General features: G+C 32.4%; 22 protein-coding genes. 13 read left to right on the top strand and 9 right to left on the bottom strand.

The annotated features are described in order from the left end of the window. The first annotated feature begins 338 nt into the window (after positions 1 to 338). From FHK87_RS21795 to FHK87_RS21765, 7 genes are all read left to right on the top strand, one after another. The gene (locus FHK87_RS21795; RefSeq protein ID WP_226294368.1) at positions 339 to 1,439 is read left to right on the top strand and encodes a gliding motility-associated C-terminal domain-containing protein; all 1,101 of its coding nucleotides are present in this window, start codon (positions 339 to 341) and stop codon (positions 1,437 to 1,439) included. A 162-nt stretch (positions 1,440 to 1,601) separates the two neighbouring features. Then, positions 1,602 to 3,095 (top strand): hypothetical protein, encoded by a 1,494-nt coding sequence (locus FHK87_RS21790; RefSeq protein WP_140596688.1) that lies wholly within the window; start codon positions 1,602 to 1,604, stop codon positions 3,093 to 3,095. A gap of 234 nt (positions 3,096 to 3,329) precedes the next feature. Beyond that, a complete protein-coding gene (locus tag FHK87_RS21785) occupies positions 3,330 to 3,884 on the top strand; it encodes a ClpP family protease (protein ID WP_262711276.1) in 555 nt (184 codons plus the stop codon). Positions 3,885 to 3,911: 27 nt separating this feature from the next. After that, entirely contained in the window at positions 3,912 to 4,640 is a 729-nt protein-coding gene (locus FHK87_RS21780) for a M15 family metallopeptidase (protein ID WP_140596684.1), read from the top strand. A gap of 52 nt (positions 4,641 to 4,692) precedes the next feature. Further along, the gene (locus tag FHK87_RS21775; protein ID WP_140596681.1) at positions 4,693 to 5,184 is read left to right on the top strand and encodes a CAP domain-containing protein; all 492 of its coding nucleotides are present in this window, start codon (positions 4,693 to 4,695) and stop codon (positions 5,182 to 5,184) included. A 99-nt stretch (positions 5,185 to 5,283) separates the two neighbouring features. Further along, positions 5,284 to 5,838 (top strand): CAP domain-containing protein, encoded by a 555-nt coding sequence (locus FHK87_RS21770; RefSeq protein ID WP_140596679.1) that lies wholly within the window; start codon positions 5,284 to 5,286, stop codon positions 5,836 to 5,838. 168 nt (positions 5,839 to 6,006) lie between these two features. Beyond that, positions 6,007 to 6,771, top strand: coding sequence for a M48 family metalloprotease (locus FHK87_RS21765; protein WP_140596676.1), 765 nt, complete (start codon positions 6,007 to 6,009; stop codon positions 6,769 to 6,771). A gap of 161 nt (positions 6,772 to 6,932) precedes the next feature. Here the strand turns inward: FHK87_RS21765 and FHK87_RS21760 are convergent, their stop codons facing one another. Then, positions 6,933 to 7,319, bottom strand: a complete 387-nt coding sequence (locus tag FHK87_RS21760; protein ID WP_140596674.1) for an ankyrin repeat domain-containing protein — start codon at positions 7,317 to 7,319, stop codon at positions 6,933 to 6,935. Positions 7,320 to 7,785: 466 nt separating this feature from the next. Continuing rightward, the gene (locus tag FHK87_RS21755; protein ID WP_140596672.1) at positions 7,786 to 8,166 is read right to left on the bottom strand and encodes an ankyrin repeat domain-containing protein; all 381 of its coding nucleotides are present in this window, start codon (positions 8,164 to 8,166) and stop codon (positions 7,786 to 7,788) included. Positions 8,167 to 8,480: 314 nt separating this feature from the next. Between FHK87_RS21755 and gpmI the strand changes: the two genes are divergently transcribed. From gpmI to FHK87_RS21730, 5 genes are all read left to right on the top strand, one after another. Continuing rightward, entirely contained in the window at positions 8,481 to 9,998 is a 1,518-nt protein-coding gene (gene gpmI, locus FHK87_RS21750; protein WP_140596669.1) for a 2,3-bisphosphoglycerate-independent phosphoglycerate mutase, read from the top strand. A gap of 61 nt (positions 9,999 to 10,059) precedes the next feature. Beyond that, entirely contained in the window at positions 10,060 to 10,632 is a 573-nt protein-coding gene (locus FHK87_RS21745) for a thioredoxin family protein (RefSeq protein ID WP_140596666.1), read from the top strand. Between the two features lie 123 nt (positions 10,633 to 10,755). Beyond that, positions 10,756 to 11,574, top strand: coding sequence for a type I methionyl aminopeptidase (gene map / locus FHK87_RS21740; RefSeq protein WP_140596663.1), 819 nt, complete (start codon positions 10,756 to 10,758; stop codon positions 11,572 to 11,574). 76 nt (positions 11,575 to 11,650) lie between these two features. Continuing rightward, positions 11,651 to 12,418 (top strand): class I SAM-dependent methyltransferase, encoded by a 768-nt coding sequence (locus FHK87_RS21735; RefSeq protein ID WP_140596661.1) that lies wholly within the window; start codon positions 11,651 to 11,653, stop codon positions 12,416 to 12,418. A 94-nt stretch (positions 12,419 to 12,512) separates the two neighbouring features. Then, on the top strand, positions 12,513 to 16,037 hold the full coding sequence (locus tag FHK87_RS21730) for a CHAT domain-containing protein (RefSeq protein ID WP_140596658.1): 3,525 nt from the start codon (positions 12,513 to 12,515) through the stop codon (positions 16,035 to 16,037). Between the two features lie 2 nt (positions 16,038 to 16,039). Here the strand turns inward: FHK87_RS21730 and FHK87_RS21725 are convergent, their stop codons facing one another. The 3 genes from FHK87_RS21725 to FHK87_RS21715 are packed head-to-tail and all read right to left on the bottom strand — an operon-like array spanning position 16,040 to position 18,354. After that, positions 16,040 to 17,035 (bottom strand): FAD:protein FMN transferase, encoded by a 996-nt coding sequence (locus FHK87_RS21725; RefSeq protein ID WP_140596656.1) that lies wholly within the window; start codon positions 17,033 to 17,035, stop codon positions 16,040 to 16,042. Positions 17,036 to 17,046: 11 nt separating this feature from the next. After that, positions 17,047 to 17,424, bottom strand: coding sequence for a Na(+)-translocating NADH-quinone reductase subunit F (locus tag FHK87_RS21720; RefSeq protein ID WP_140596654.1), 378 nt, complete (start codon positions 17,422 to 17,424; stop codon positions 17,047 to 17,049). Between the two features lie 51 nt (positions 17,425 to 17,475). After that, positions 17,476 to 18,354 carry a DUF4846 domain-containing protein gene (locus FHK87_RS21715; protein ID WP_140596652.1) on the bottom strand — a complete coding sequence of 293 codons (879 nt, stop codon included), beginning with the start codon at positions 18,352 to 18,354 and terminating at the stop codon, positions 17,476 to 17,478. 253 nt (positions 18,355 to 18,607) lie between these two features. On the opposite strand from FHK87_RS21715, the gene FHK87_RS21710 reads away from it, so the two are divergent. Next, a complete protein-coding gene (locus tag FHK87_RS21710) occupies positions 18,608 to 19,276 on the top strand; it encodes an outer membrane beta-barrel protein (RefSeq protein WP_140596650.1) in 669 nt (222 codons plus the stop codon). 79 nt (positions 19,277 to 19,355) lie between these two features. Here FHK87_RS21710 and nqrF read toward each other — a convergent pair whose 3' ends face one another. The 4 genes from nqrF to FHK87_RS21690 form a co-directional block, all read right to left on the bottom strand. Continuing rightward, positions 19,356 to 20,666: an NADH:ubiquinone reductase (Na(+)-transporting) subunit F gene (nqrF, locus tag FHK87_RS21705; protein ID WP_140596718.1), complete on the bottom strand. Its 1,311-nt coding sequence runs from the start codon at positions 20,664 to 20,666 to the stop codon at positions 19,356 to 19,358. 4 nt (positions 20,667 to 20,670) lie between these two features. Then, positions 20,671 to 21,393, bottom strand: a complete 723-nt coding sequence (nqrE, locus tag FHK87_RS21700; RefSeq protein ID WP_140596648.1) for an NADH:ubiquinone reductase (Na(+)-transporting) subunit E — start codon at positions 21,391 to 21,393, stop codon at positions 20,671 to 20,673. Positions 21,394 to 21,461: 68 nt separating this feature from the next. Then, positions 21,462 to 22,154 (bottom strand): NADH:ubiquinone reductase (Na(+)-transporting) subunit D, encoded by a 693-nt coding sequence (locus FHK87_RS21695; protein WP_140596646.1) that lies wholly within the window; start codon positions 22,152 to 22,154, stop codon positions 21,462 to 21,464. A gap of 7 nt (positions 22,155 to 22,161) precedes the next feature. After that, complete coding sequence (locus FHK87_RS21690; protein WP_317133558.1) at positions 22,162 to 22,908, bottom strand: Na(+)-translocating NADH-quinone reductase subunit C; 747 nt, start codon at positions 22,906 to 22,908, stop codon at positions 22,162 to 22,164. Positions 22,909 to 22,912 lie beyond the last annotated feature (4 nt).

Raw genomic sequence — 22,912 nt, 5'->3', positions numbered from 1 at the left:
AAGTAAAACACACATAACTACTTCCAAAAAAACATAACAATCTCAAAACAACTAGTAAATTTTAATAATATTTTATGCTACTAAATCTTGCCTATGCTCCATAATTCATTAGTTTTAACAAAAATTTGATTTCTATTTAATATTTAAAACATTTAAACACTAAATAAATGCATTTCGTCGATGATTAAGTGTGTTTTATCGTCAAAAAATTATGTTTTATTGTAAAATATAGTATATTTACCATATATTATTTACTGTTTAACCGTAAAAACAGTTTTTACCCCTAAATACTTATGGACAAAACTACTTTATTAATAATATGCCTTATCTCTAAAATTATGATAGCCCAACAGGCTTTTCACAATTTTGGTGATATTCAAATTCATGATCAAGGTAAAATCGGTTTTCATATCGATGTTATCAATGATGGTGATTTTGATCAAAACCTTGGATTTGCAGGTTTTTATAATCCTGATGGTGACTTAACTGTAACAGGAGACAACAGACCTGTTTTTCATGATATGGAAATAGATGTTAGCGATGATTTATTTTTAGAAGTTGCTGTAGGTGTTAACAATTTTCAAGAATTTGTAAACGGGCGTGTTCAAACTCCTCGAGATAGACGTAATGTCTCTTTAGACTATATAAATGATGCTCCTTATTTAGGCGAAAATGATGATCGCTATGTGGACGGTTATGCATCTATCAATGGTTTACTAGATTTTACTTTTCCTATTGGTGATGATTTTAGACTACGTCCAATGAGTATTGATAATGAAGCTGCGGCGAATACTGCAAAAGGTGCATATTATTTCGAAAATCCCAACACTCCCAATTTCTTTGCCACAAATTTTGATACAAACAATTTTAGCGACGTCCTTTTTGGTGTAAGTTCTTTTGAATTTTGGGACCTTGATGGTGACATAGAAACAAGAGTTACACTTACTTGGGATGACAATAGTAACATCCCTACTTTAGTTGATAATTTAGAAGACCTTAGAGTTGTAGGCTGGGATAGAAACTTAGAACAATGGGTCAATCTAGGAAATACTTCTTTTTCTGGAGATCTTGATAATGGAGAAATCACATCACAATCAATAATCCCTGATGATTATGTTGTTTTAACCTTTGGTACTTCTAACAGAATATTAGACGGAGAATTACAAATATTTTCTGCTGTTTCTCCTAATGGAGATAATTTTAACGACACTTTTATTATCCAGGGAATTGCTCAATTTCCAGATAATGAATTATCCATTTTTAATAGATGGGGAGTTCAAGTTTACAACAAAAAAGGGTATGACAATTCATGGGCAGGAATCTCTGATGGTCGAGCGACTATAGCTAAAGGCGAAGAATTACCAGCAGGTACATACTACTATGTTTTAAAAATAAACGGACAAAAAGATCGGGCAGGATATTTATACATAAATAGATAAATAAACAATATCAAATTTACTTCTTCACAAAACTTTCTTATCACTATTTAAATACTTTAAAATCTTATCATCATAAATATATTATTAGTTGTAATTGATTTATAGTAAAGAATACACTTTGTATCCCCCTATTTAGATACAAAAACCAAAAAAAGTAAACACATGCAAAAATTATTCTTTTTGCTAACGCTACTACCCCTATTTGCGTTAGCACAACTAGACGAATACTCTGTCATGGGTGTTCCTACGGCTTCTACACTAGCAGAGATGAATGCTGTAACCGCTGCACAAACAGGATCTATAGTTTATAATCTTGAAACAAACATTATATATGTTTTTAATGGAACTGCCTGGGTTTCTACGAGTAATAATAATTGGTTAATAAATGGTAATACTGGTTTACCAAGCACTTCATTTTTAGGACATACAGATGATGTAAGAATGGAAATAAGATCCAACAATCTTCCTTTACTTCAGTTCGGAAGACGAGAAACTTTAGGATTAGTACAAGGCTTTACAGATTATACAGATCGCGATCAGCCTATGGTATATGTAAATGGGAATGGCAGTACAGCTGCCCTACAATTTGCTGCGGCTGGAGCTTCATTTTATAAACCCATGTTTTTTACAAATTCAGATGGAAATTTTAGATTAAAAGGAAGTGCAGCTGGAACTGATTTTTTTGAAATCGGGTCTAGAGGAACCAGTAATCAAGGTGAACTCGAATTTATTATTGGAGATGATGGTCTAGAGCCTTTTGTATTTAAGCGTTTTGATTACAGAGATCAAACACTTAAAGAACTTATGAGAATACAAGGAAGTGCTGATGCTCAAAATGCAAGACCTAGAGTTGGTATAAATACCGGGGCTTTAGCAAATTCAACTCTTCAGGTAAACGGTTCTGTAGCCAAATCTATTATTACCGCTCCTGGAGGAGGTTTTAATCTAGACGAAACGCATCATACAGTAATCATTAATAATACTTCTACTTCTATCAATTTACCAAATGCCGGACAATCTAATGGACGGATTTATGTCCTTAAAAACACAACCGGTGCAGACAGAACAATCTCTAGTTATAGAAATCTTTCTAATTCTGGTCAAAATACAGTACCTGCAAATAGTATAATTTGGCTACAAAGTGATGGTAGTAATTGGATCCTTATTAGTAATCAAACAGGAGGGGGTGGTGGCTCAACATCCTCATTAACTTATGTAGATAAATTTAACACCAGTAATACCAATTTATCTATTAATGGATTTAACAATAATGGATTTCAAATACCTCTAAATACTGCAAGAGTTTCTAGTGGTCCTATCAATAACCTAACAAATGACCAGATTCAAGTAACAGAAAGCGGTCTTTATGAAATCTCTTATACTGTTACTGCATTAAAAAATCAAAATAATGCAAATCGACCAACCTTTGAAGTTGTTGTAAGTCAAAATTCAAATCCTATTAACAATACCGGTGCTATGTTTTCACTTCAGGGAGGGAATAATACAAGGAGATATGCTAATGCAAGTAGAAAATTGATATTAAATCTTAGTGCATTTCAAAGTTATGGAATCAAAATTAGAGGAGTAAATTCTACGAGTACCATCAATATAACCATTATTGGTCAAGCTACAGGGATGACTATAAAGAAACTATAACGTCCTTAAAACGAATTTTTCTTGAATGTCATTTTATACTTTAGTCATTCCTTTCTGGTAAGCAATCTATTTAATTTGTATACGTTTTGCATTTAATTTAAAATATGCTTAAAACTCTTGATCGAATAAGGTCTAAAATTTTGCAAAATACTAAACCTATATGATGCATTTTTGCAAAAATTACTATACATTTATCTCACAGACATAAAGGATTCTTACAAAAAATATAAAATCATAAGAATGAAAGAAAAATCAGGAAAAACACAGGATCTGATAGACAAAAAGTTTTTAGAAGAACGTAGCGTATTTCTTTGGGGACAAGTAGATGACAAATCTGCAAAGCATGTTATTGATAGACTTATGTATCTTGACATGATTAATAATGAAGAAATCAAATTATATATAAACAGTCCGGGAGGTTATGTTACTTCAGGATTTGCAATGTATGATACTATAAAGAGTTTAAAAAGTCCGGTTTCTACAATCTGTACGGGATTAGCCGCTTCTATGGGATCTATTTTGTTAAGTGTTGGAGAAAAAGGACGTAGATTTATCCAACCTCATGCAAAAGTGATGATCCATCAACCTAGTGGAGGAGCAAGAGGACAAGCATCTAACATAGAAATCCAAGCAGCAGAAATTCTTAAAACCAAAGAATTGAGTGCACAAATTTTGGCAGATAACTGTGGCCAGGACATGGAAAAAGTATTAAAAGACTTTAATAGAGATTACTGGATGGATGCTCAAGAATCTCTAGAATATGGTATTGTTGACGGAATTTTAGAATAAAGTTCGTAAAGAAACCATAATTAAATAATGAAAAGAAGAGATTTTATACATAAAAGCGCACTTGGGGTTATGGCAACAGTATCATTATCATCTTTTTTAACACCTCAATCTGCTTTTACTAAAGCCGACTTGATGGGAAAAAGTAATCCCTCACTTTTCGGAGAAGGATATTCATTACAAAAAGAAGCTTATACGGCTTTTTTGAAAATGAAAACTGCTGCTTCGAAAAGTGGTTTTAAAATAAAGGTCGTATCTAGCTATAGAAATTATGCACACCAAAATCGTATCTGGGAACGCAAATACAAAAAATTCACTAGTGAAGGCCTCTCTCCTATTAATGCTATAAAAAAAATAATAGAATACTCTACAATACCAGGCACATCAAGACACCACTGGGGGACCGACATCGATATTGTTGATGGCAATGCACCTCAACCCAGAGGGCTTCTCTTAGAGAAAAATTTTGAAGGTGATGGTCCTTTTTGCAAGTTTAAAAGCTGGTTAGATCAGCATGCAAATTCTTTCGGATTTTATATTGTTTATACAGATAATATCTATCGAAAAGGATTCAAATATGAACCTTGGCATTATTCTTATGCTCCAATTTCTATACCAATGCTAAAAGCCTATCAGAAATTAGACCTGCAAGCTGAACTTCAAAAAGCAAAATTAATGGGTAGCAATCATTTCTCAGAAGCTTTTATAAAACAATACATTTCTGAGAACATATTAGACATTAATCCTCAACTCTTATAAGTAGTTACTAAATAATTCCTTATTTTAGTAAATAAATTATAAAGCCCCAATTATGAAACTAATAAACCTACAGTCTGCATGGGCTATACTCCTATGTTTCACCCTTATTTTATCTTCTTGTTCAGATGATGATAATGATTCTTCTACACCTACTGATGGAGAGCAAGCATCTTTTGAAACTCAAATCTTAACATTAGTTAATGAACATCGTAAAAGTTTATCCTTAACTGAATTAAGTATAAATCAAACTGCAGAACGATTAGCATTAGAGCATGCCAACTCTATGGTTGATCTAGAAGAAGTAAATGCAGATGGAAGACGCGATAGAATCGATCAACTTAGAGAAACTGAAAATGCACTTACTGTTGCAGAATTTAATGCTCGATTTTATACCCCTGAAGAATTGGTGAATGAATGGTTAGATACTGAAAGTAATAAAAACTTAATCGAAACCGAAAAATTTGCAGAAGTTGGAATTGCAGCTGTAAAAGATCAAAACGATAGATATTATTATACTTTTATCATGTTTGACCTTCGAAATTAAGCATCACACAACCTTGATTTACTCTTAAAATCTATAGTTACGTACACCAAACGTATACTAAATAAGGTTAATATAAGTTATTAAATAAAATATTTTTATATGAGAAATACGATCAAAAGTATATTTTGTGCTTTATTAATGGCACTTTGTATTGTATCATGTTCTGATGATGATAGTAATAGTGTTGAAGAAAATGGTGTTACAGAAAACAATGGCTCAACAGGAGATGATACTACTGGCGGTGATGATACTTCTGGAGACAATGACGATACAACAAACGAAACTTCTATCGCAGATGAAATTTTTAGATTGGTTAATGAACATAGAGCAAGCAAAGGATTACCCGCATTTTCAAAAAATGAAACTGCAGAAAAGCTTGCTGCCGATCATACAAACTATATGATAGAACAAAACAGGATTAGCCATGACGATTTCAATTCTCGATTTCAAGAATTATCTAGAAAAGAAAATGCCAGAACTGCAGCAGAAAATGTTGCTGCCGGTCAAAGATCTGCTGCATCCGTTATGGAGAGTTGGCTAAATAGTAAAGAAGGGCACAAAGAAAATATAGAAGGTAATTTTACACATATTGGAATTATTGCTATAAAAAACAGTCAGGGAAAATACTTTTATACTCAACTATTTTATCGCTAAAACTGCAAACTCAATTTTGCTAGATAGCACTGATTTTTAGCTTTTTTCTACAATATCTCTAGTAGTTGCTTACCAGAAAAGTGTATACTTACATTTCATTTGGTAAGCAACTTTTTTATTACCTTTAGAAATGAAGCACTGTAAAACTATATTTTAAAATAAGTATTCATGAGACGAGGTGGTCTAAAAATTCGTATTCTAATAGGTTTGGCTATCGTAGCTTTTGCCTTTTTCAAAAAATGCAGCAATAAAACCTTAAATCCATATACAAATAGAGTACAAAACATCAATATGACTAGTGATCAAGAGATTGCTATTGGGTTACAAAGTGCTCCAGAAATGGCACAACAACATGGAGGATTACACCCTGACAGCAAATTACAAAGTTATATAGATATGGTCGGGAGCAAACTTGTAAATTCTAGTATGGCAAAAGAAACACCCTACACCTATGAATTTCATTTATTGGCTGATCAAAATACCATTAATGCTTTTGCACTTCCGGGTGGACAAATATTTATCACATATGCTCTATTATCAAAATTAGATAACGAAGACCAAGTTGCAGGAGTTTTGGGGCACGAAATTGGTCATGTACTCGGAAGGCACTCAGCAGAAAGAATTGCCGAACACGAATTCTGGAAAACAATTTCGACAGGAGCTTCTATTGGAGCAGATGCAGGAAATATTGTAAACGGTATCGGAAAAAATATTTTACTAGGCAATGGCCGAGATGATGAATTAGAAAGTGATAAGCTCGGGGTCTTATTTATGATAAATTCTGGATATGATCCTGAAGAGATGATAGAAGTTATGAAAATACTAAAAGCCGCATCAGATCCTAATCGAACACCAGAGTTTCAGAACACTCATCCCGATCCTGAAAATAGAATCGAAAAAATAAAAGAAGCGATAAGAGAATATAATCAATGAAGTGTTTTTTGCACTTCATAGCAGCGCTACGAAGTAAGAAAAGCCAAAAATTGAGTAAAAAGAGCATTTTTATAACGAATTGAAAAAAGTTTAAACCACTTCAATAATAAAAAAGTCTCTGATCAAAAAACCAGAGACTTTCTTTTAAATGCTTTCTTTAATTAAGACATCGTTTTTAATAATTCGATAGCTTCTTTTGCATTAGATAATTCTGCATACTTTAATGCTGTGTAACCTTTATCCGTTTTTGTTTTAAGGTTTGCTCCATTTTTTACAAGAACTTTGATAATCTCTGTTCGATTGTAGCGAGATGCATACATAACAGGAGTCATCCCGTCTGATTTTTTGTTTACATCACTACCTAATTCAATCATTTTTTTAACTGTTTCAAGATCACCTTTTACTATTGCCATGCAAAAAGGACTAACTGTATTCTTAGTCTTAACAGATTCTACATTGTAGTCATTAGTAATTGTTTTTGCTTCTACCGAATTGCTAATCATGATTGAACATACCATCATCAGCGCGATTAAAACTTGTTTTTTCATTTTAAATTAGATTTTACGTTTTTAGATTGACATTTTAAACATAAGACTACCGTATCTATTTTTTTGTTACACTTAAAAACGGTTAATAACAGAATTTTAACGTTCAAGAAAAATATCAGTAACATTCAAAAATGAAAAAAAGCCCTGTTAGTTCCTTACTAACAGAGCTTTTCAGGGTTATCAAATCAAACAAATCACTCCTAATTTAATAAGTCAAAAAATTTGACTTCCATATTTTTCTATAAGTTAATAGTAAAACTATCGACATATAAAAGTAATACATACAAACATAATATATAATATTTTAATAATGTATTAGAATTTTCCTAAATAACTAGGTTTTAACCTTTGGATAACATAATATTTTGAAAGTGGTAGCGGTGCTATTACTCCAAAAAAAATAGCCGGTACAATATTGTACCGGCTATTTTATAATAGTACTAAAATGTAACTATATTATATCTTATTAGCTTTTAAAATCTAATAATAATTCTTCTGCATCTTTAGCATTAGATAATTGAGCGTATTTGATAGCATTAAATCCTTTACTATCTTTTGTATTTACTTTTGCTCCATTAGCTAATAAAAGTTTGATAATCTCTGTTCTATTATAACGAGCAGCATACATAAGAGGAGTCATTCCTTTAGATGGCTCATTTACTTCTGTACCTAATTCAATTAACTTCTTTACCATATCATAATCACCTTTGGCGATAGAGATACAAAATGGAGAGATATTTACTACTTCTGTAGTTTTTACCTTGTAGTTCTTAATTTCTTTAATTGGATCATTTGCCATAGCGAATCCAACTGTCATACACATTACTAAAATTGCTAACTTTTTCATTTCTGTTTGTTTATAATTTCTATATTAATTGTCTATATTTCTATTTTTTTGACACTGCAAAGAAATTACATAATTCTCAAAAAAATAGTTTAAAATTAAAAAAAAACTCATTTTTAACTTTATAAAAACAAATTCGTTAACAAATTCACAAAAAAATAGCTTTTAATAACCTTTAGAAAAAGTTTAAATTACATCTGGATAACATTCGGATTTTGTTCACTTATATACGAAATCGTAAATTTGTTTCTTGCTTCATTTTTTTGAAGCAATACTTTTAAATTAACCACCCAAAAAAACAATCTAAATTACATTTTATGAGTAAAAAAGTAATCCTAATGATTCTTGATGGTTGGGGAACTTCTCCTGACCCAAAAGTATCTGCAATTGATCAAGCTCAAACACCATATATTGATAGCTTGTATACAAAATACCCTTGCGCATCGTTAAGAACAGATGGACTTCATGTAGGTTTGCCAGAAGGTCAAATGGGAAATAGCGAAGTAGGTCATATGAATCTTGGTGCCGGTAGAATTGTATATCAAGATCTGGCAAAAATCAATATTGCTGTCGAAAATGATACTTTGAAGGATGAATCTGTATTGGTCAACGCTTTTCGATATGCAAAAGACAATCATAAAAATATTCATTTATTAGGTTTATTAAGTGATGGTGGGGTACACTCACATATCAATCATATAAAAGGATTACTAGACGCTGCACATGCTTATGAACTTAAGGATGTATTTTTACATGCTTTTACAGATGGGCGTGATGTAGATCCAAAATCCGGTAAAAGTCATATCAGAGATATAGAAGAACATATGGCAAAAACTACTGGTAAATTAGCTTCTGTTGTTGGTAGGTATTATGCTATGGATAGAGACAAAAGATGGGAGCGCGTACAACTGGCTTACGATCTTTTAGTAAATGGAAACGGAGAACAAAGCACCAATATATTAGAAAGTATACAAGCCAATTATGACAATGAAGTCACAGATGAGTTTATAAAACCTATCACTATTCAAGAAAATAATGTTCCAGTTGCTACAATTCAAAAAGACGATGTCGTAATTTTCTTCAATTTCAGGACTGACAGAGGTCGAGAACTTACTGAAATGTTATCACAACAAGACATGCCTGAGTATAACACTCATAAAATACCTTTACATTATGTGACGATGACGAATTATGACGAAAACTTTAAAGGTATTCATGTAATTTATAACAAAGATAACATTACAGAAACGTTAGGCGAAGTACTATCCAAACAAGGAAAAACTCAAATAAGAATTGCCGAGACAGAAAAATATCCACATGTTACATTTTTCTTTTCGGGAGGACAAGAAGAGCCTTTTGAAGGAGAACATCGAATATTAAGAAACTCTCCAAAAGTTGCTACCTACGATTTAAAACCAGAAATGAGTGCTTACGAATTAAGAGATGCTCTGGTAACAGAATTGAAAAAAGGCGAAGCAGATTTTGTATGCCTTAATTTTGCCAATGGTGATATGGTGGGGCATACCGGTGTCATGGAAGCGGCTATAAAAGCTTGCGAAGCCGTAGATATTTGCGTAAAAGATGTAGTAGAAAACGGTTTAGAAAACGGATATTCTACAATTATGATTGCTGATCATGGCAATTGCGAAACAATGATCAATCCTGATGGATCACCACATACTGCCCATACAACAAATCCGGTACCCTTTATTTTGATTGACAAAGATCAAATCCCTATCAAAGATGGTGTTTTAGGAGATATTGCACCTACAATACTTGATCTGATGCAAATTGAAAAACCAAAAGCGATGACCCAAAATACATTAATTAAGTAAGGTCTGGCAATAAAACATATCAAATCAATCATTGTATTGATTTCAAATAATTATAATTCTAATGAAAAACCTAATATTTAGTATCATTGTTTTAACAATAGTAAGTTCTTGTTCAAATACAAATGCTAAAATTGCACAACAAAAAGTAGATACAAGCAATACTGAAGACATGACAGTCAAAGAAGAAACTAATCCCGAAATATTAGTAGGAAAACAGGATCGAAGTGCTTTAGAAAAAGAACCTTATAAATCATGGTTTGATAAAAATTATAAAGAGTATCACACAGATGCTAAAACTGTAAAAGAACTTTCTCTTCATTTAGAAAATATCTCCATCAAGGTATTTATGGGAACATGGTGTGAGGATAGCCAAAGAGAAGTACCTGCTTTTTATAAAATTTTAGACCATACATCTTTTGATTATAAAAATCTTGAATTGATCACAGTGACCGAAGAAAAAGACACTCCCGAAGGTTTTGAAAAAGGTCTTGATATTACAAATGTACCTACTCTCATTTTTTATAAAGACAAAAAAGAAATAGGACGATTTGTTGAGTTTGCAAGAGAAACTTTAGAGAAAGACATGCTCACCATTCTATCAGGCAAACCTTACAAACATTCTTACGAAGAATAAAAAATGAAGTTGTAAATACTTCAACTGTATCAAAATACAGTACATCTTATACCAAACCAGTATTATTCTTTGTAAATTTGCATTCTTTATAAATACTATACATAATTATTTTTGAAAATGCCTATGATTATCACCAAAACACGTGAGGAAATAGAATTAATGCGAGAAAGTGCATTGGTAGTATCTAAAACTCTGGGAATGTTGGCTTCTGAATTAAAGCCGGGAGTAACAACAAAACAATTAGATAAAATTGCAGAAGAGTTTATTAGAGATCATGGTGCTATTCCTGGATTTTTAGGATTATATGGATGCCCATCAACTTTACTAACTAGTGTTAATGAAGCGGTAGTACATGGATTACCAACAGACAAACCATTAGAAGAAGGTGATATCGTTGCGATCGATTGTGGAGCAATAAAAAATGAGTTTTATGGAGATCATGCCTATACATTCAAAATTGGTGAAGTGACTCCTGAAATCGAACAATTATTGAAGATAACCAAAGAATCACTTTATAAAGGTATAGAAGCATTCAAAATCGGTAATCGTGTAGGAGATGTTGGATATGCCATACAAAAATATACAGAAGATGCCGGTTATGGTGTCGTAAGAGAACTTGTTGGCCATGGGCTAGGAAAAAAATTACATGAAGCCCCAGAAATGCCAAATTATGGAAGACGCGGTAGAGGCAAAAAATTTGTAGAAGGTATGGTTGTAGCCATAGAACCTATGATCAATATGGGAACACACAAAATAGAACAATTAAAAGATGGTTGGACTATTATTACGGCTGATAAAAAACCAAGTGCCCACTTTGAACATGATGTTGCTTTGGTAGACGGAAAACCTGAAATTCTTTCTACTTTCAAATATATTTACCAAGCATTAGGTATCGAATCCGATGAAGAAGACGCGTTTAGACAAGAAGCTTTGACAATTTAAACAGTAAATTTCTTAACTTTTTTAATACGGTATTTCATCACTACCATTTGGGGTATTATCATCTTCATGAAACGACATGAAAAAGCTTTTTAAATTTATTCTCAATACCATACCTAGACCCTTATTAATAAGGCTTAGCTACCTAGTTAGACCTATTATATCTTTATTTTTAAGAGGAAACAAATACACCGACCCTATTGATGGTAAGCGTTTTTCTCGTTTCTTACCTTATGGATATATCAATCAGAGAGACAATGTATTATCTCCTTCAACATTATCATTAGAAAGACATCGATTGCTTTGGTTATATTTAAAAAATGAAACCGAATTCTTTACCACCCCCGCAAAAGTGTTGCACTTTGCACCGGAGCAGGCTTTTTATAAACGATTTAGAAAACTAAAACATATTGAGTATACAACGACTGATCTTAACTCTCCTTTGGCTGATGTAAAAGCCGATATTTGTAACCTCCCATTCGAAAATGACCAATTTGATGTCATATTTTGTAATCATGTTTTAGAACATATCCCCGATGACACCAAAGCTATGCAAGAGCTCCTTCGGGTTTTAAAGCCTGCAGGTATGGCCATATTACAGATCCCACAAGATCTTGATCGAGAACACACTTTTGAAGATGATACCATAACAGATCCAATAGAAAGAGCCAAAATTTTTGGACAATATGATCATGTAAGAGTGTATGGAAGAGATTATTTTGAAAAATTACGGTCCATTGGGTTTAAAGTTGATGAGATTAATTACACTGAAATCTTAACCCCAACAGAAGTTGAAAAATATTGTCTGGCAAAAGGAGAACTATTACCCGTTTGCTACAAAGCTTAATCAATCATAAAAAAACTGAATTCGAGGGTAACATTTTTATGATTTTTGTTATTAATAGTATAAAGCTGATAATTTAAATTGTATTGAATAACTCATGCAACCCACTACCCCAACATTTTGTACTAAAATTGTATCTGTTTTACTATTTATGTTTTTGTGTTGTAGTATATATGCACAAAAAAAGGATACACTTGTAGCTTCACGACATTTCATCAAAGCGCAACACCTACTTACCGCTTGGAAATTAGATAGTGCAATAGTATATTTTGAAAAAGCATTACCCATATACCAAAATGCAAATGCACAAAAAAAAGTAGCAACTACCTATGAAAAGATAGCTGAAACTCAAAGAAAAAACTATGATCTGGACATCGCTCTGGAAAACGCAAAAAAGGCGTTAGCAATCAAACAACAACTTTTTGAAGACAAACATCCTGAAATAGCATTATCCTACAACAGTATCGGTCATATTCTTAAAAAACAAGATAAATTTCAAAAAGCAATGGAATTTTATCAAAAAGCCCTATCCATACAACTTAAGCATTTTGGAGAAAACGATTATCGGGTAGCAGATTGTTATCATAATATGGGTACTATAGATCATATTTTGGCTCGGTATGATCAAGCCATGAATCATTATCAAAAAGCATTACAGACCAGAGTACAAACTTTTGGCAATCATCACCAAAAAATTGCAGAAAGTTACATTGATATAGGTACCACATATTACCATATCGGGAAATATAAATCAGCATTAGAGTACTATCAAAATGCATTAAAAATCAGAAAAAAAATCTACCCGGAAAAAAGTATCGAAGTTGCTTTTTGTTATCATCATATTGGTAATATTTTAACTCGTACAAATAAATATAAAAAAGCTTTACAACATCAAGAAAAAGCAATATCTATTATAGCCAATACTCTTGGAGAACAACATCCTAATTTAGCATTTTGTTATAAAAACATTGGTGTAATCTATAAACTCAAAGGAAATCATGACAAAGCTTTAAGGTATTTCAATAAAGCATTAAAAGTCCTAAATAAAAAAAGTGAAAGATTATTTAGCTCTATCTATAACGAGATTGGTATTATTAACTTAAAAAAAGGTTGGTATAATAAATCACTTCAATATTTTGAAAAAGCATTAATCATTAGCAAAAAAATATTAGGCAAACACCATTCTCGAATAAGCGCGAGATATAACAATATAGGACTCGTTTATCAACATCAAGGCAAATACAATAAAGCAATATCCTATTACAATAAAGCAAATGAAATTTATATTGAAATATTAGGAAAAAACCATACAGCTGTTGCAAGAGTATATAATAATATAGCGAATTGTTATAAAGCCAAGAAAGAATATACTTTGGCTGATTATTTTTACAAAAAAGCACTACAAATACGAATTAATAAATATGGGGAAAACCATCACGAAACTTCATATACATATCACGACCTTGCGGGTATTTGTATTGTAAAAAAAGAATATGACACTGCACTTTCATTTTACAAAAAAGCCTTAAAAATCCACAAGCATTTTTTTGGAAACACTAACTATAATGTAAGTGATATTAACAATGCTATCGCTCATGTATATCGATTAAAAAAAGAATATCATAACGCCTTAGAGATTCTACTCAAAAGTATCGAGGTCAGATTACTAACCGATGGAAAGCACCATCCCAGAACTGCAAAATCATATAATCTAATCGCAAAAACATATCACCAAAAAAAAGATTACAAAAATGCTTTATTATATTACGACAAAGCGATAACCGCCAATACAAAATCTCAAGAAAACCTAACACATCACAATGTTGATTTTGGTCAATATTTGGACTTAAATATTTTGCTACAAACTTATCAAGGCAAGGCAAAAGTATTACGAGATCAACATCAAGAAAATCATAACTTAACTAGTCTAGAGGAAAGTATCAAAATCTATCACAAAACAGATACACTGATCAAAAGTATCCGGCAAACACTACAGAACTACCAAGACAAGATTACGTTTGCCGACCTTACTCAAAAAGTATATGAAGGAGCCATACAGGCACAATTACAATACTATAATGTCACTCAAAATCAAGAAGCACTTGAACAAGCATTTCTATATTCTGAAAAAAGCAAGGCCAATGCATTAAAAGGACTACTTGCAGCATCTAATGCCAAAAGTTTTATCGGTTTACCTACAACCATTCAAAACGCAGAAAAAAATCTAAAAACCGACTATGCCTTTTATACCTCAGAAATTACCAATGAGTGGAATATGCAACACCCAGATTCTACAAAAATTGTTGCTTATGAAAATCAATTATTCAATATCGGTCGAAAACTAGATTCACTTACACAACATATTGCAAAAAAATACCCTAAATACTATCAACTGCAACATAAAAATGATAGTATATCTATTGCAGATATTCAAAAGAATTTAGATACACATACTACTATAGTCGAGTTTTTTACCTCAGATAGTACTACTTATGTATTTACGGTTTCAAAAAATAGTATCAAAGCAACGACACTAGCTACACCCAAGCTCGAAGAAAACATCAAAAAATTACGAAAATCTATTATTACACAAGAAACATTTGCTTTTAAAACACTATCACATCAAATATACAAACAGATCATTTCTCCTATCAAAAAGCAACTTACGGGAGATCAAATTATTATTATACCAGATGGTCCCCTTTGGCATCTTAATTTTGAGCTTTTACTCACCGAAAACGATGCTTCTAACAACCCTAGAAATCTATCGTATCTCCTCAAAACACATGCAATAGGATATGCTAGTTCTGCAAAATTACTATTCACTACTAGACCTAAAAAAGATAAGCTTTCAAAAAACAGACAAGAGTGTCTTGCTTTCTCTTTTTCAGATAGTCTTTACAAAGTGAATTCTGAAACCATAAGCTTAGCTACTTTAAGAGATACTCATGCTGATTTACCGGGCACTCGTGAAGAAATCAAAGCAATTTCAGAAATCATAGAAGGACAATATTATTATGGTAATCAAGCGATAGAAACGAATTTTAAAGAACATGCTTCGCAATATAATATTCTGCATCTGGCACTACATGGGGAGATAGACAATGAACGCCCTGAAAACTCCAGGCTGTTGTTTACAAAAAATCAAGATGCTATTGAAGACAATTATTTATACAGCCATGAGCTTTTTGCTTTGAATATCCCGGCAGAACTCGCTGTATTAAGTGCATGCAATACCGGTGATGGTAAAATAGCAAAAGGAGAAGGAATTATGAGTATCGGTAATGCTTTTCAATATGCAGGAACTAAGAGTTTGTTACTCACCAGTTGGGAAGTATCAGATCAAACTACTCCCGAATTGATGAAATACTTTTACATCAATTTAAAAAAAGGAATGAATAAAATAAAAGCATTGCAGCAAGCTAAATTACAATACTTAACTCATGCAGATATCAATAGAACCGATCCTTTTTATTGGGGAGGATTCTATTTAATTGGCAATACTAGTGCTATTGAATTTAATAGCAATACAAATTCATATTATTGGATCGTTTTTATACTATCACTTTTAGTCATTTCTAGTGTTGGAATATTTGTGTATAGGAAGAGGGTAAAAAAGTAGTCTCACTCTTCAGGAAAACCATTTATAGCATATGTTTCTAGTTTCTTATTTTCATTTTCGAAGATAAAAAACACTTTAAGCTCAGGATGATCTTTCAGAAATAGTTTTGCCTTTTCTAATCCCATAGACATTAATGCTGTTGCATAAGCATCTGCATACATACAGGTTTCGGCAATAACTGACACACTTAACACGTTAGATCTGTTAGGATACCCTGTTTGTGTATTTATAATATGTGTGTATCGATTGCCAGATTCATCAATTTTGTACTTTCTGTAACTACCTGATGTTGCCATTGCTCCATTTTGAAGGGAAATAACCTTAGTATACGATTGTGTATTGTCAAAATTAGGATCTTCAACACCGATTCGCCAGGGTTTCTGTTTGATCAAATGGTTTCCTTTGGCTCTGATCTCTCCTCCTATTTCAACTATATAATTTTCAAACCCTTTGCTTTCTATAAAGTCAGCAAAGACATCTACTGCATATCCTTTTGCCAAAGCATTAAAATCAATAAAAGTATGAGGATGTGCTTTTATAATTTTCTCATCTTGTAAAGATAACTTGTCCATACCTACAGAAACTAGCAAACTATCAATTTTAAGACTGTCTAACGACTTTATTTTTCCTTTTGGACCAAAATCCCATGCATTGACCAAAATCCCAATAGTAGGATCAAAAGCACCATTTGTAGTGGTATAAATATCCTTGGAGGCATTAAAAACTTTTTTGAAATGATCATCAACCGTCACCGTCGTATCTCCGGCATTAATCTTTGAAATATCAGAATCTTTTATGTAGGTAGACATAGAAGTATTAATAACTTGAGCTATGCTATCATAAGATGTTGAAAAATCAATTGCTCTGTCTGTTATAAATTGCACAGAAAAAAAAGTTCCGAAGGCATTGCCTCTGGTAACATTAAGATGTAATTTGGTTTCTTCTTTACAAGAGAAAAGCAGACTAAAAAATACAATAACAAATATTCTCTTCAACATAAATAGACAATTTAATTCAGATGTGTTTCTATGATTTGTAATCCTGCATATTCTAACACATAATCCTGATTCAAAAAAACAGGTTTATTAGGGTTCTCTGCATTTTGCAATCCAACTCCTGCATAAAAAACCTTAGCTTTTTGTTCGCGCGCATGTTTTTTAAAAGACTCCATCCAGATCATATCATAATTATGAGGATTGTCTGGATAAGAAATTGCTTTTACAAGAACAAAATAACGTTGATTCGATTGATCAACACATACAAATTGAGGATGTTTACCAAGCGTACTGTTTATCGCTATGAACTCAAAGCCTTTTTTTTCTAATTCTTCTCCTACAATATTCATTGCAAGATTATGCAACTCTTGTTTGGTAAGTATTCTAGACATAATGCTGCAAAGATACTATCTAAATTAGAATTATTAATTCTGAAATTTGAATTATTTGAACCGTATAAATCGCGCTTCATCAAAATAATAGCTGGGTGTGTAAACAGCTTCGTATTCATTAAACTGATACCAAGGTGAGATGGATGTGTTTTCAAAATTTTTGAGCAGACAAACGCTTTGAGCCGGCGTATTCCCTTGAGCTAAGAGATACATTTTATGCCCTTCTTCATTAATTATTTCATCTACAATAATTTCTATGTGCCCAGGCGAACCTGGTTTGACGAGCATATCACCAATTTTTACATCTGATACAGCTACTTTTCTAAGCTCATGGCTCATTGATAATGTACCTGCATAGGTGTAGATTAGATTAAGATATTTATAAAAATTAGACTTAGAATAATCTGCCGAAGAGGTTTTATGAAAAGTCACTTTATTCCCTTGTATCTTGGGGCGATATCCTTCAGCATATTTTATCCATGAGCAATAATGTCCTGAAGTAAAATTAAAACCAATTTCATCTTTTCGATTGTGTAGCCATAGATACTCAGACCTTATTCTCATTAAAGCGTCTGCACATTGTTGCAATCCATTTTCAGGAACCGGAATTTCAAGAATAGCATCATGCCAATTTTGTGCAAAATACTCACTATTATCATAATTTATAATCTTACTACCATATGGTTTTAATGGATAATTACGAAGATACTCTCCAAATGAACCTTTTTTATAAGAAACTCTCTTATATCCACTAGGAACAGTAACCCGTGTCGAAATTAAATCTCCATTTTTATCAATATAATCTGAGTCTTTACTAATATTGCTAACGCTTCCTTTGATATAACTCACGACCATTTTTCCTGTTACAGTCTGATTTAACACCAAAAACAAAACAATCAATAAAAACAGAGTAATATAAATTTTTTTCATTCATCTAAATCGTTAATTATAATATCTAATGTATAAAAAACATTATGATTCGCATTCAATTATTAATTGATCTAAAAAATAAGGATCGAAAGCTCTGCATCAGTATTTTAGTTTACAGTTTTATAAATACCTAAAAAAGAATAATTTTAATAAATATGCTTTGATGTCTTTTATTGATCAATATTAGAAAGGTTTTTTTTGCATGTAAGACAAATAAACTTGTATTCAACAAAAAAATTACAAAAACAAAAATATGAAAACAACATTTTTACTCTTAACTTCTCTTTTTTTACTTACTACTATACATGCGCAAGAAGAACCTGATTTTGGTTTTAAAAAGGAAGACTTTTTTATTTCAGGAACAATTAATTACAAAAATTCTGAAACAAAAAACACCAATTCAACTAGTGAAACTAATGAATTTCAAATCCAACCGGAAATCGGTTATTTTGTAGGTTCAAATTTAGCATTAGGCACAAGACTGGGGTATTTGACGGGGGAACAAAAATCTAGAGGTAATAATGTTTCAAATACTGTTACTGATTTATCTGGTTATTCTCTGGGTGCTTTTGCAAGATACTTTATACATCCACAAAAACGATTTTCTATCTACGCTGACCTTTCTGTAGGGTACACTTTTACTAAAAATGAAACTGAAAGTCCAGGTTCTTCCAATCAGCTAAACACAGGAGTTTTTGAAACAGAAGTTAAAGCATATGACATTACCCTATCTCCAGGAATAAATTTTTTCATTTCAGAAAAATTATCTATTACCTCGAGAATAGGAGGAATAAGATATCTTGACCAAGAATTCACAGCGTTTAACTCTTTGGATAGTTCAGAAATTAAGAGAGAAGATAATGAGTTTTCAATAGACTTAGATTTTAATAATATCTCTTTTGGCATACTGTACAATATATAATCTATATCATAAAAAAAGGAGACTTATGTTGATTAACATAAGTCTCCTTTTTTATATTTAAAAGAATAGGATTTACTTTCTATCCTCCAAAATCATCAAATCTGATATTTTCATCAGGAATACCAAAATCCTCTCCCATTTTCTGAACAGCTTTGTTCATTAATGGTGGACCACAGAAATATAGTTCTATATCTTCCGGTGCTTCATGATGATTCAAATAGTTATCAATTACACAGTTGTGAATAAAGCCAACAAATCCGTCTCCTTCTGTATCATCGATATCTTTCTTTACTTTCCAGTTATCTTCTTCTAAAGGTTCTGATAAAGCAAGATAAAATTTGAAATTCGAGAATTTTTTCTCTAAATCATAGAAGTGATCCAGATAAAACAGTTCTCTTTTGGATCGTCCTCCATACCAGTATGTAACCCTACGACCTGTTTCTAGTGTTTTGAATAAATGATACAAATGAGAACGCATAGGCGCCATTCCTGCACCACCACCTACATAAAGCATTTCTGCTTCAGACTCATTAATAAAGAATTCTCCGTAAGGACCAGAAATCGTAACCTTATCCCCTGGTTTTCTTGAGAAAATGTAAGACGACGCCACACCTGGATTTACGTCCATCCATCCATTTTTTGCTCTATCCCATGGTGGAGTAGCAATACGTACGTTAAGCATAATATCTCTACCTTCTGCAGGATAAGAAGCCATAGAATAAGCACGTTCTACAGTCTCATTATTTTTCATTACTAAAGGCCATAACCCAAACTTATCCCATTCTGCTTTAAACATATCTGGTGATGCGTGTTCCTCTGGGTGTGCTGTAATATCCATATCAGAATATTTCACTTCACACTGTGGAATTTCGATCTGAATATATCCTCCGGCTTTATAATCCATATCCTCTGGGATACGAACGACAAATTCTTTAATAAAAGAAGCAACATTGTAGTTACGTACTACTTCTGCTTCCCATTTTTTAATTCCAAATACTTCTTCAGGAATTTCTATGTTCATGTCTTGCTTAACCTTTACCTGACAAGCTAAACGAGCTCCGTGTTGCAATTCTTTACGAGAGAAATGTGGTGTTTCTGTAGGAAGTGCTTCTCCACCACCTTCTAACACGTGACATTCACATTGAATACAGGTTCCTCCTCCTCCACAAGCTGAAGGTAAAAAAATCTTTTGCCCTCCAAGAGTCGATAATAATGTTCCTCCTGATGGTACTTCTATTTCTTTCTCGCCATTGATGGTAATTTTTACCGGACCAGATGGCATTAATTTATCTTTTGCAAATAGTAATATTCCAACTAAGACAAGAATTAATACCAAAAATGAAATTATGGTTATTGCTATCGTTCCACCAGTAGATGCTGCTAAGAATATCATATTATTTAAGTGTTATAACGTTAGTATTTTTGGCTATTTCTTCTTTTGTTTTATCTTCTTCAACTTGAACAGATTGTGCAGGTTGTTTTTTTGAATCTTCCTCGTCACCTCCTGTTAGCATTCCTCCAAAGCTCATAAAACCAATAGCCATTAGACCTGTAAGTATAAATGTGATCCCTAAACCTCTAAGTGGCGCAGGAACATTTGAATATCTAATTTTTTCGCGAATAGCGGCGATTGCTAAAATTGCCAAAAACCAACCGATCCCTGATCCTACTCCATACACCGCTGCTTGAGAAATGTTACCAAATTCTTTCTGCTGCATGAATAGAGAACCTCCTAAGATTGCACAGTTTACAGCAATAAGTGGTAAAAAGATACCTAATGAATTGTATAATGAAGGAGAAAATTTTTCAACAATGATTTCAACTAACTGTACCATTGTCGCAATTGTCGCTATGAATAGTATGAACGTAAGAAAACTAAGATCATAATCCGCATACTCTGGTCCTAGCCAAACCAATGCCCCTTCTTGTAATATATATTTGTCTAATAAAAAATTAAGCGGTACAGTAATCGCTAATACAAATATTACTGCTGCTCCAAGTCCTACTGCAGTAGAAACTTTCTTAGATACTGCGAGGTATGAACACATTCCTAAGAAGAATGCGAATACCATGTTATCAATAAATATTGACTTTAAAAATAACTCTAAATACTCCATTTTTTAACAATTTTCAGTTAACACTTTATCACACAATTAAACAACTGAATTGATAAAGCAATACCTCTCTAGTGATCTTCGATTAATGATTTATTTCTACTTCTCTGAATCCATATTATGATTCCGACTGTTATAAGTGCCATTGGTGCCAATACCATGAAACCATTATTTTCATAACCCAATGCATAAAGACCTGTTTTTTCTATAGGATCTCCAAGTACTTTGATACCAAATAACGTTCCTGAACCTAATAATTCTCTAAAGAAAGCAACTACGACCAACAATAGTCCGTATCCTGCTGCATTCCCAATTCCATCAAGAAATGAAGTCCAAGGACCATTACCTAATGCAAAGGCTTCAAATCGTCCCATAATAATACAGTTTGTTATAATCAAACCGATAAATACAGAAAGTTCTTTACTCAATGTATATGCAAAAGCTTTTAGTACCTGATCCACAACAATAACTAAAGCTGCAACCACAACAAGCTGAACAATAATTCTAATTTTAGAAGGAATGATGTTTCTCATTAAAGAGATCACAACATTACCGGCTCCCATTACAAAAATTACTGAAATCGCCATTACTATTGAAGGCTTTAATTGAGCAGTAATCGCAAGTGCCGAACATATTCCTAATACTTGTATAGTGATTGGATTATTATCAGCAAGTGGGTCTATTAATAATTTTCTATTCTTTTTTGAAAACAAAGGCTCTTTAGGTTCTTTTACCTTAGCTACTTCTTCTGTTACTTCAGCCATTTCTTAATTATTTTAATGTTTCAAAATATGGTAAATACATTTTAATGCCTTTCTTTACCATTGCTGTTACTCCATCTCCTGTAATAGTTGCACCGGCAAGTGCATCTACTGCATTATCATCTTTTCTTTCATTTTTAGGATCTCCATTACCTTTTTTTACAGTAACTCCTTGATAAGAACCTGACCCATCATAAATATTTTCACCGATAAAATCGTCTCTAAAAAAAGATTCCTTGATATTAGCTCCTAATCCCGGAGTTTCTCCTTTGTGATCAAAAAATGCCCCTTGAATACTTTTAAAATCATTATCTAAAGAAACATATCCCCAAATTGCATCCCAAAGACCATTTCCTCTCATAGGTACGATGTAATATTTTTTACCATCTTTTTCTCCTATGAATAAAGGCATTTTTCTTTGATAATCTGCGTCTTGTTTTACTTTATCATTTTCTTTTTTAACTTCTATATCAAAGGCAGAATTTGTTTTTTCTGCAGTACTCCCTGTTACGATATACTGCTCTTCTCCTACATACTTATCAAATAATTCCTGAGCCTGTTCTGCCGGAACAAATTCATTAGGATCATTAGAATCAGTAACTCCCATTGCAAAAAGTATATTTTGCTGTTTTTCGGTTCGTTTATTTGCAGAGATTCTATCTTTTAATGAAGATGCAGTAAAGGCGAGTAAAGAACCAACTACCACAACCATTGCTATTGCAAATATTATAGTGTATGAATTTTTTTCTGTGTTCATCGCA

Source organism: Aquimarina algicola (assembly GCF_006443095.1).
In the GTDB taxonomy this organism is placed as follows: domain Bacteria; phylum Bacteroidota; class Bacteroidia; order Flavobacteriales; family Flavobacteriaceae; genus Aquimarina; species Aquimarina algicola.
The sequence above is the reverse complement of the archived record's forward strand: the minus strand, read 5'-3'. Positions and strand labels throughout refer to the sequence as shown.

What these genes read in the sequence shown, in the direction of transcription:
- FHK87_RS21710 (WP_140596650.1), top strand. Translation starts at nt 18,608, where the DNA reads ATGAAAACAACATTTTTACTCTTAACTTCTCTTTTTTTACTTACTACT.
- FHK87_RS21775 (WP_140596681.1), top strand. Translation starts at nt 4,693, where the DNA reads ATGAAACTAATAAACCTACAGTCTGCATGGGCTATACTCCTATGTTTC.
- gpmI (WP_140596669.1), top strand. Translation starts at nt 8,481, where the DNA reads ATGAGTAAAAAAGTAATCCTAATGATTCTTGATGGTTGGGGAACTTCT.
- FHK87_RS21730 (WP_140596658.1), top strand. Translation starts at nt 12,513, where the DNA reads ATGCAACCCACTACCCCAACATTTTGTACTAAAATTGTATCTGTTTTA.
- FHK87_RS21765 (WP_140596676.1), top strand. Translation starts at nt 6,007, where the DNA reads ATGAGACGAGGTGGTCTAAAAATTCGTATTCTAATAGGTTTGGCTATC.
- FHK87_RS21770 (WP_140596679.1), top strand. Translation starts at nt 5,284, where the DNA reads ATGAGAAATACGATCAAAAGTATATTTTGTGCTTTATTAATGGCACTT.
- FHK87_RS21720 (WP_140596654.1), bottom strand. Translation starts at nt 17,424, where the DNA reads ATGTCTAGAATACTTACCAAACAAGAGTTGCATAATCTTGCAATGAAT.
- FHK87_RS21735 (WP_140596661.1), top strand. Translation starts at nt 11,651, where the DNA reads ATGAAAAAGCTTTTTAAATTTATTCTCAATACCATACCTAGACCCTTA.
- nqrE (WP_140596648.1), bottom strand. Translation starts at nt 21,393, where the DNA reads ATGGAGTATTTAGAGTTATTTTTAAAGTCAATATTTATTGATAACATG.
- FHK87_RS21780 (WP_140596684.1), top strand. Translation starts at nt 3,912, where the DNA reads ATGAAAAGAAGAGATTTTATACATAAAAGCGCACTTGGGGTTATGGCA.
- FHK87_RS21790 (WP_140596688.1), top strand. Translation starts at nt 1,602, where the DNA reads ATGCAAAAATTATTCTTTTTGCTAACGCTACTACCCCTATTTGCGTTA.
- FHK87_RS21745 (WP_140596666.1), top strand. Translation starts at nt 10,060, where the DNA reads ATGAAAAACCTAATATTTAGTATCATTGTTTTAACAATAGTAAGTTCT.
- FHK87_RS21755 (WP_140596672.1), bottom strand. Translation starts at nt 8,166, where the DNA reads ATGAAAAAGTTAGCAATTTTAGTAATGTGTATGACAGTTGGATTCGCT.
- map (WP_140596663.1), top strand. Translation starts at nt 10,756, where the DNA reads ATGATTATCACCAAAACACGTGAGGAAATAGAATTAATGCGAGAAAGT.
- FHK87_RS21795 (WP_226294368.1), top strand. Translation starts at nt 339, where the DNA reads ATGATAGCCCAACAGGCTTTTCACAATTTTGGTGATATTCAAATTCAT.
- FHK87_RS21695 (WP_140596646.1), bottom strand. Translation starts at nt 22,154, where the DNA reads ATGGCTGAAGTAACAGAAGAAGTAGCTAAGGTAAAAGAACCTAAAGAG.
- FHK87_RS21690 (WP_317133558.1), bottom strand. Translation starts at nt 22,908, where the DNA reads ATGAACACAGAAAAAAATTCATACACTATAATATTTGCAATAGCAATG.
- FHK87_RS21760 (WP_140596674.1), bottom strand. Translation starts at nt 7,319, where the DNA reads ATGAAAAAACAAGTTTTAATCGCGCTGATGATGGTATGTTCAATCATG.
- FHK87_RS21725 (WP_140596656.1), bottom strand. Translation starts at nt 17,035, where the DNA reads ATGTTGAAGAGAATATTTGTTATTGTATTTTTTAGTCTGCTTTTCTCT.
- FHK87_RS21715 (WP_140596652.1), bottom strand. Translation starts at nt 18,354, where the DNA reads ATGAAAAAAATTTATATTACTCTGTTTTTATTGATTGTTTTGTTTTTG.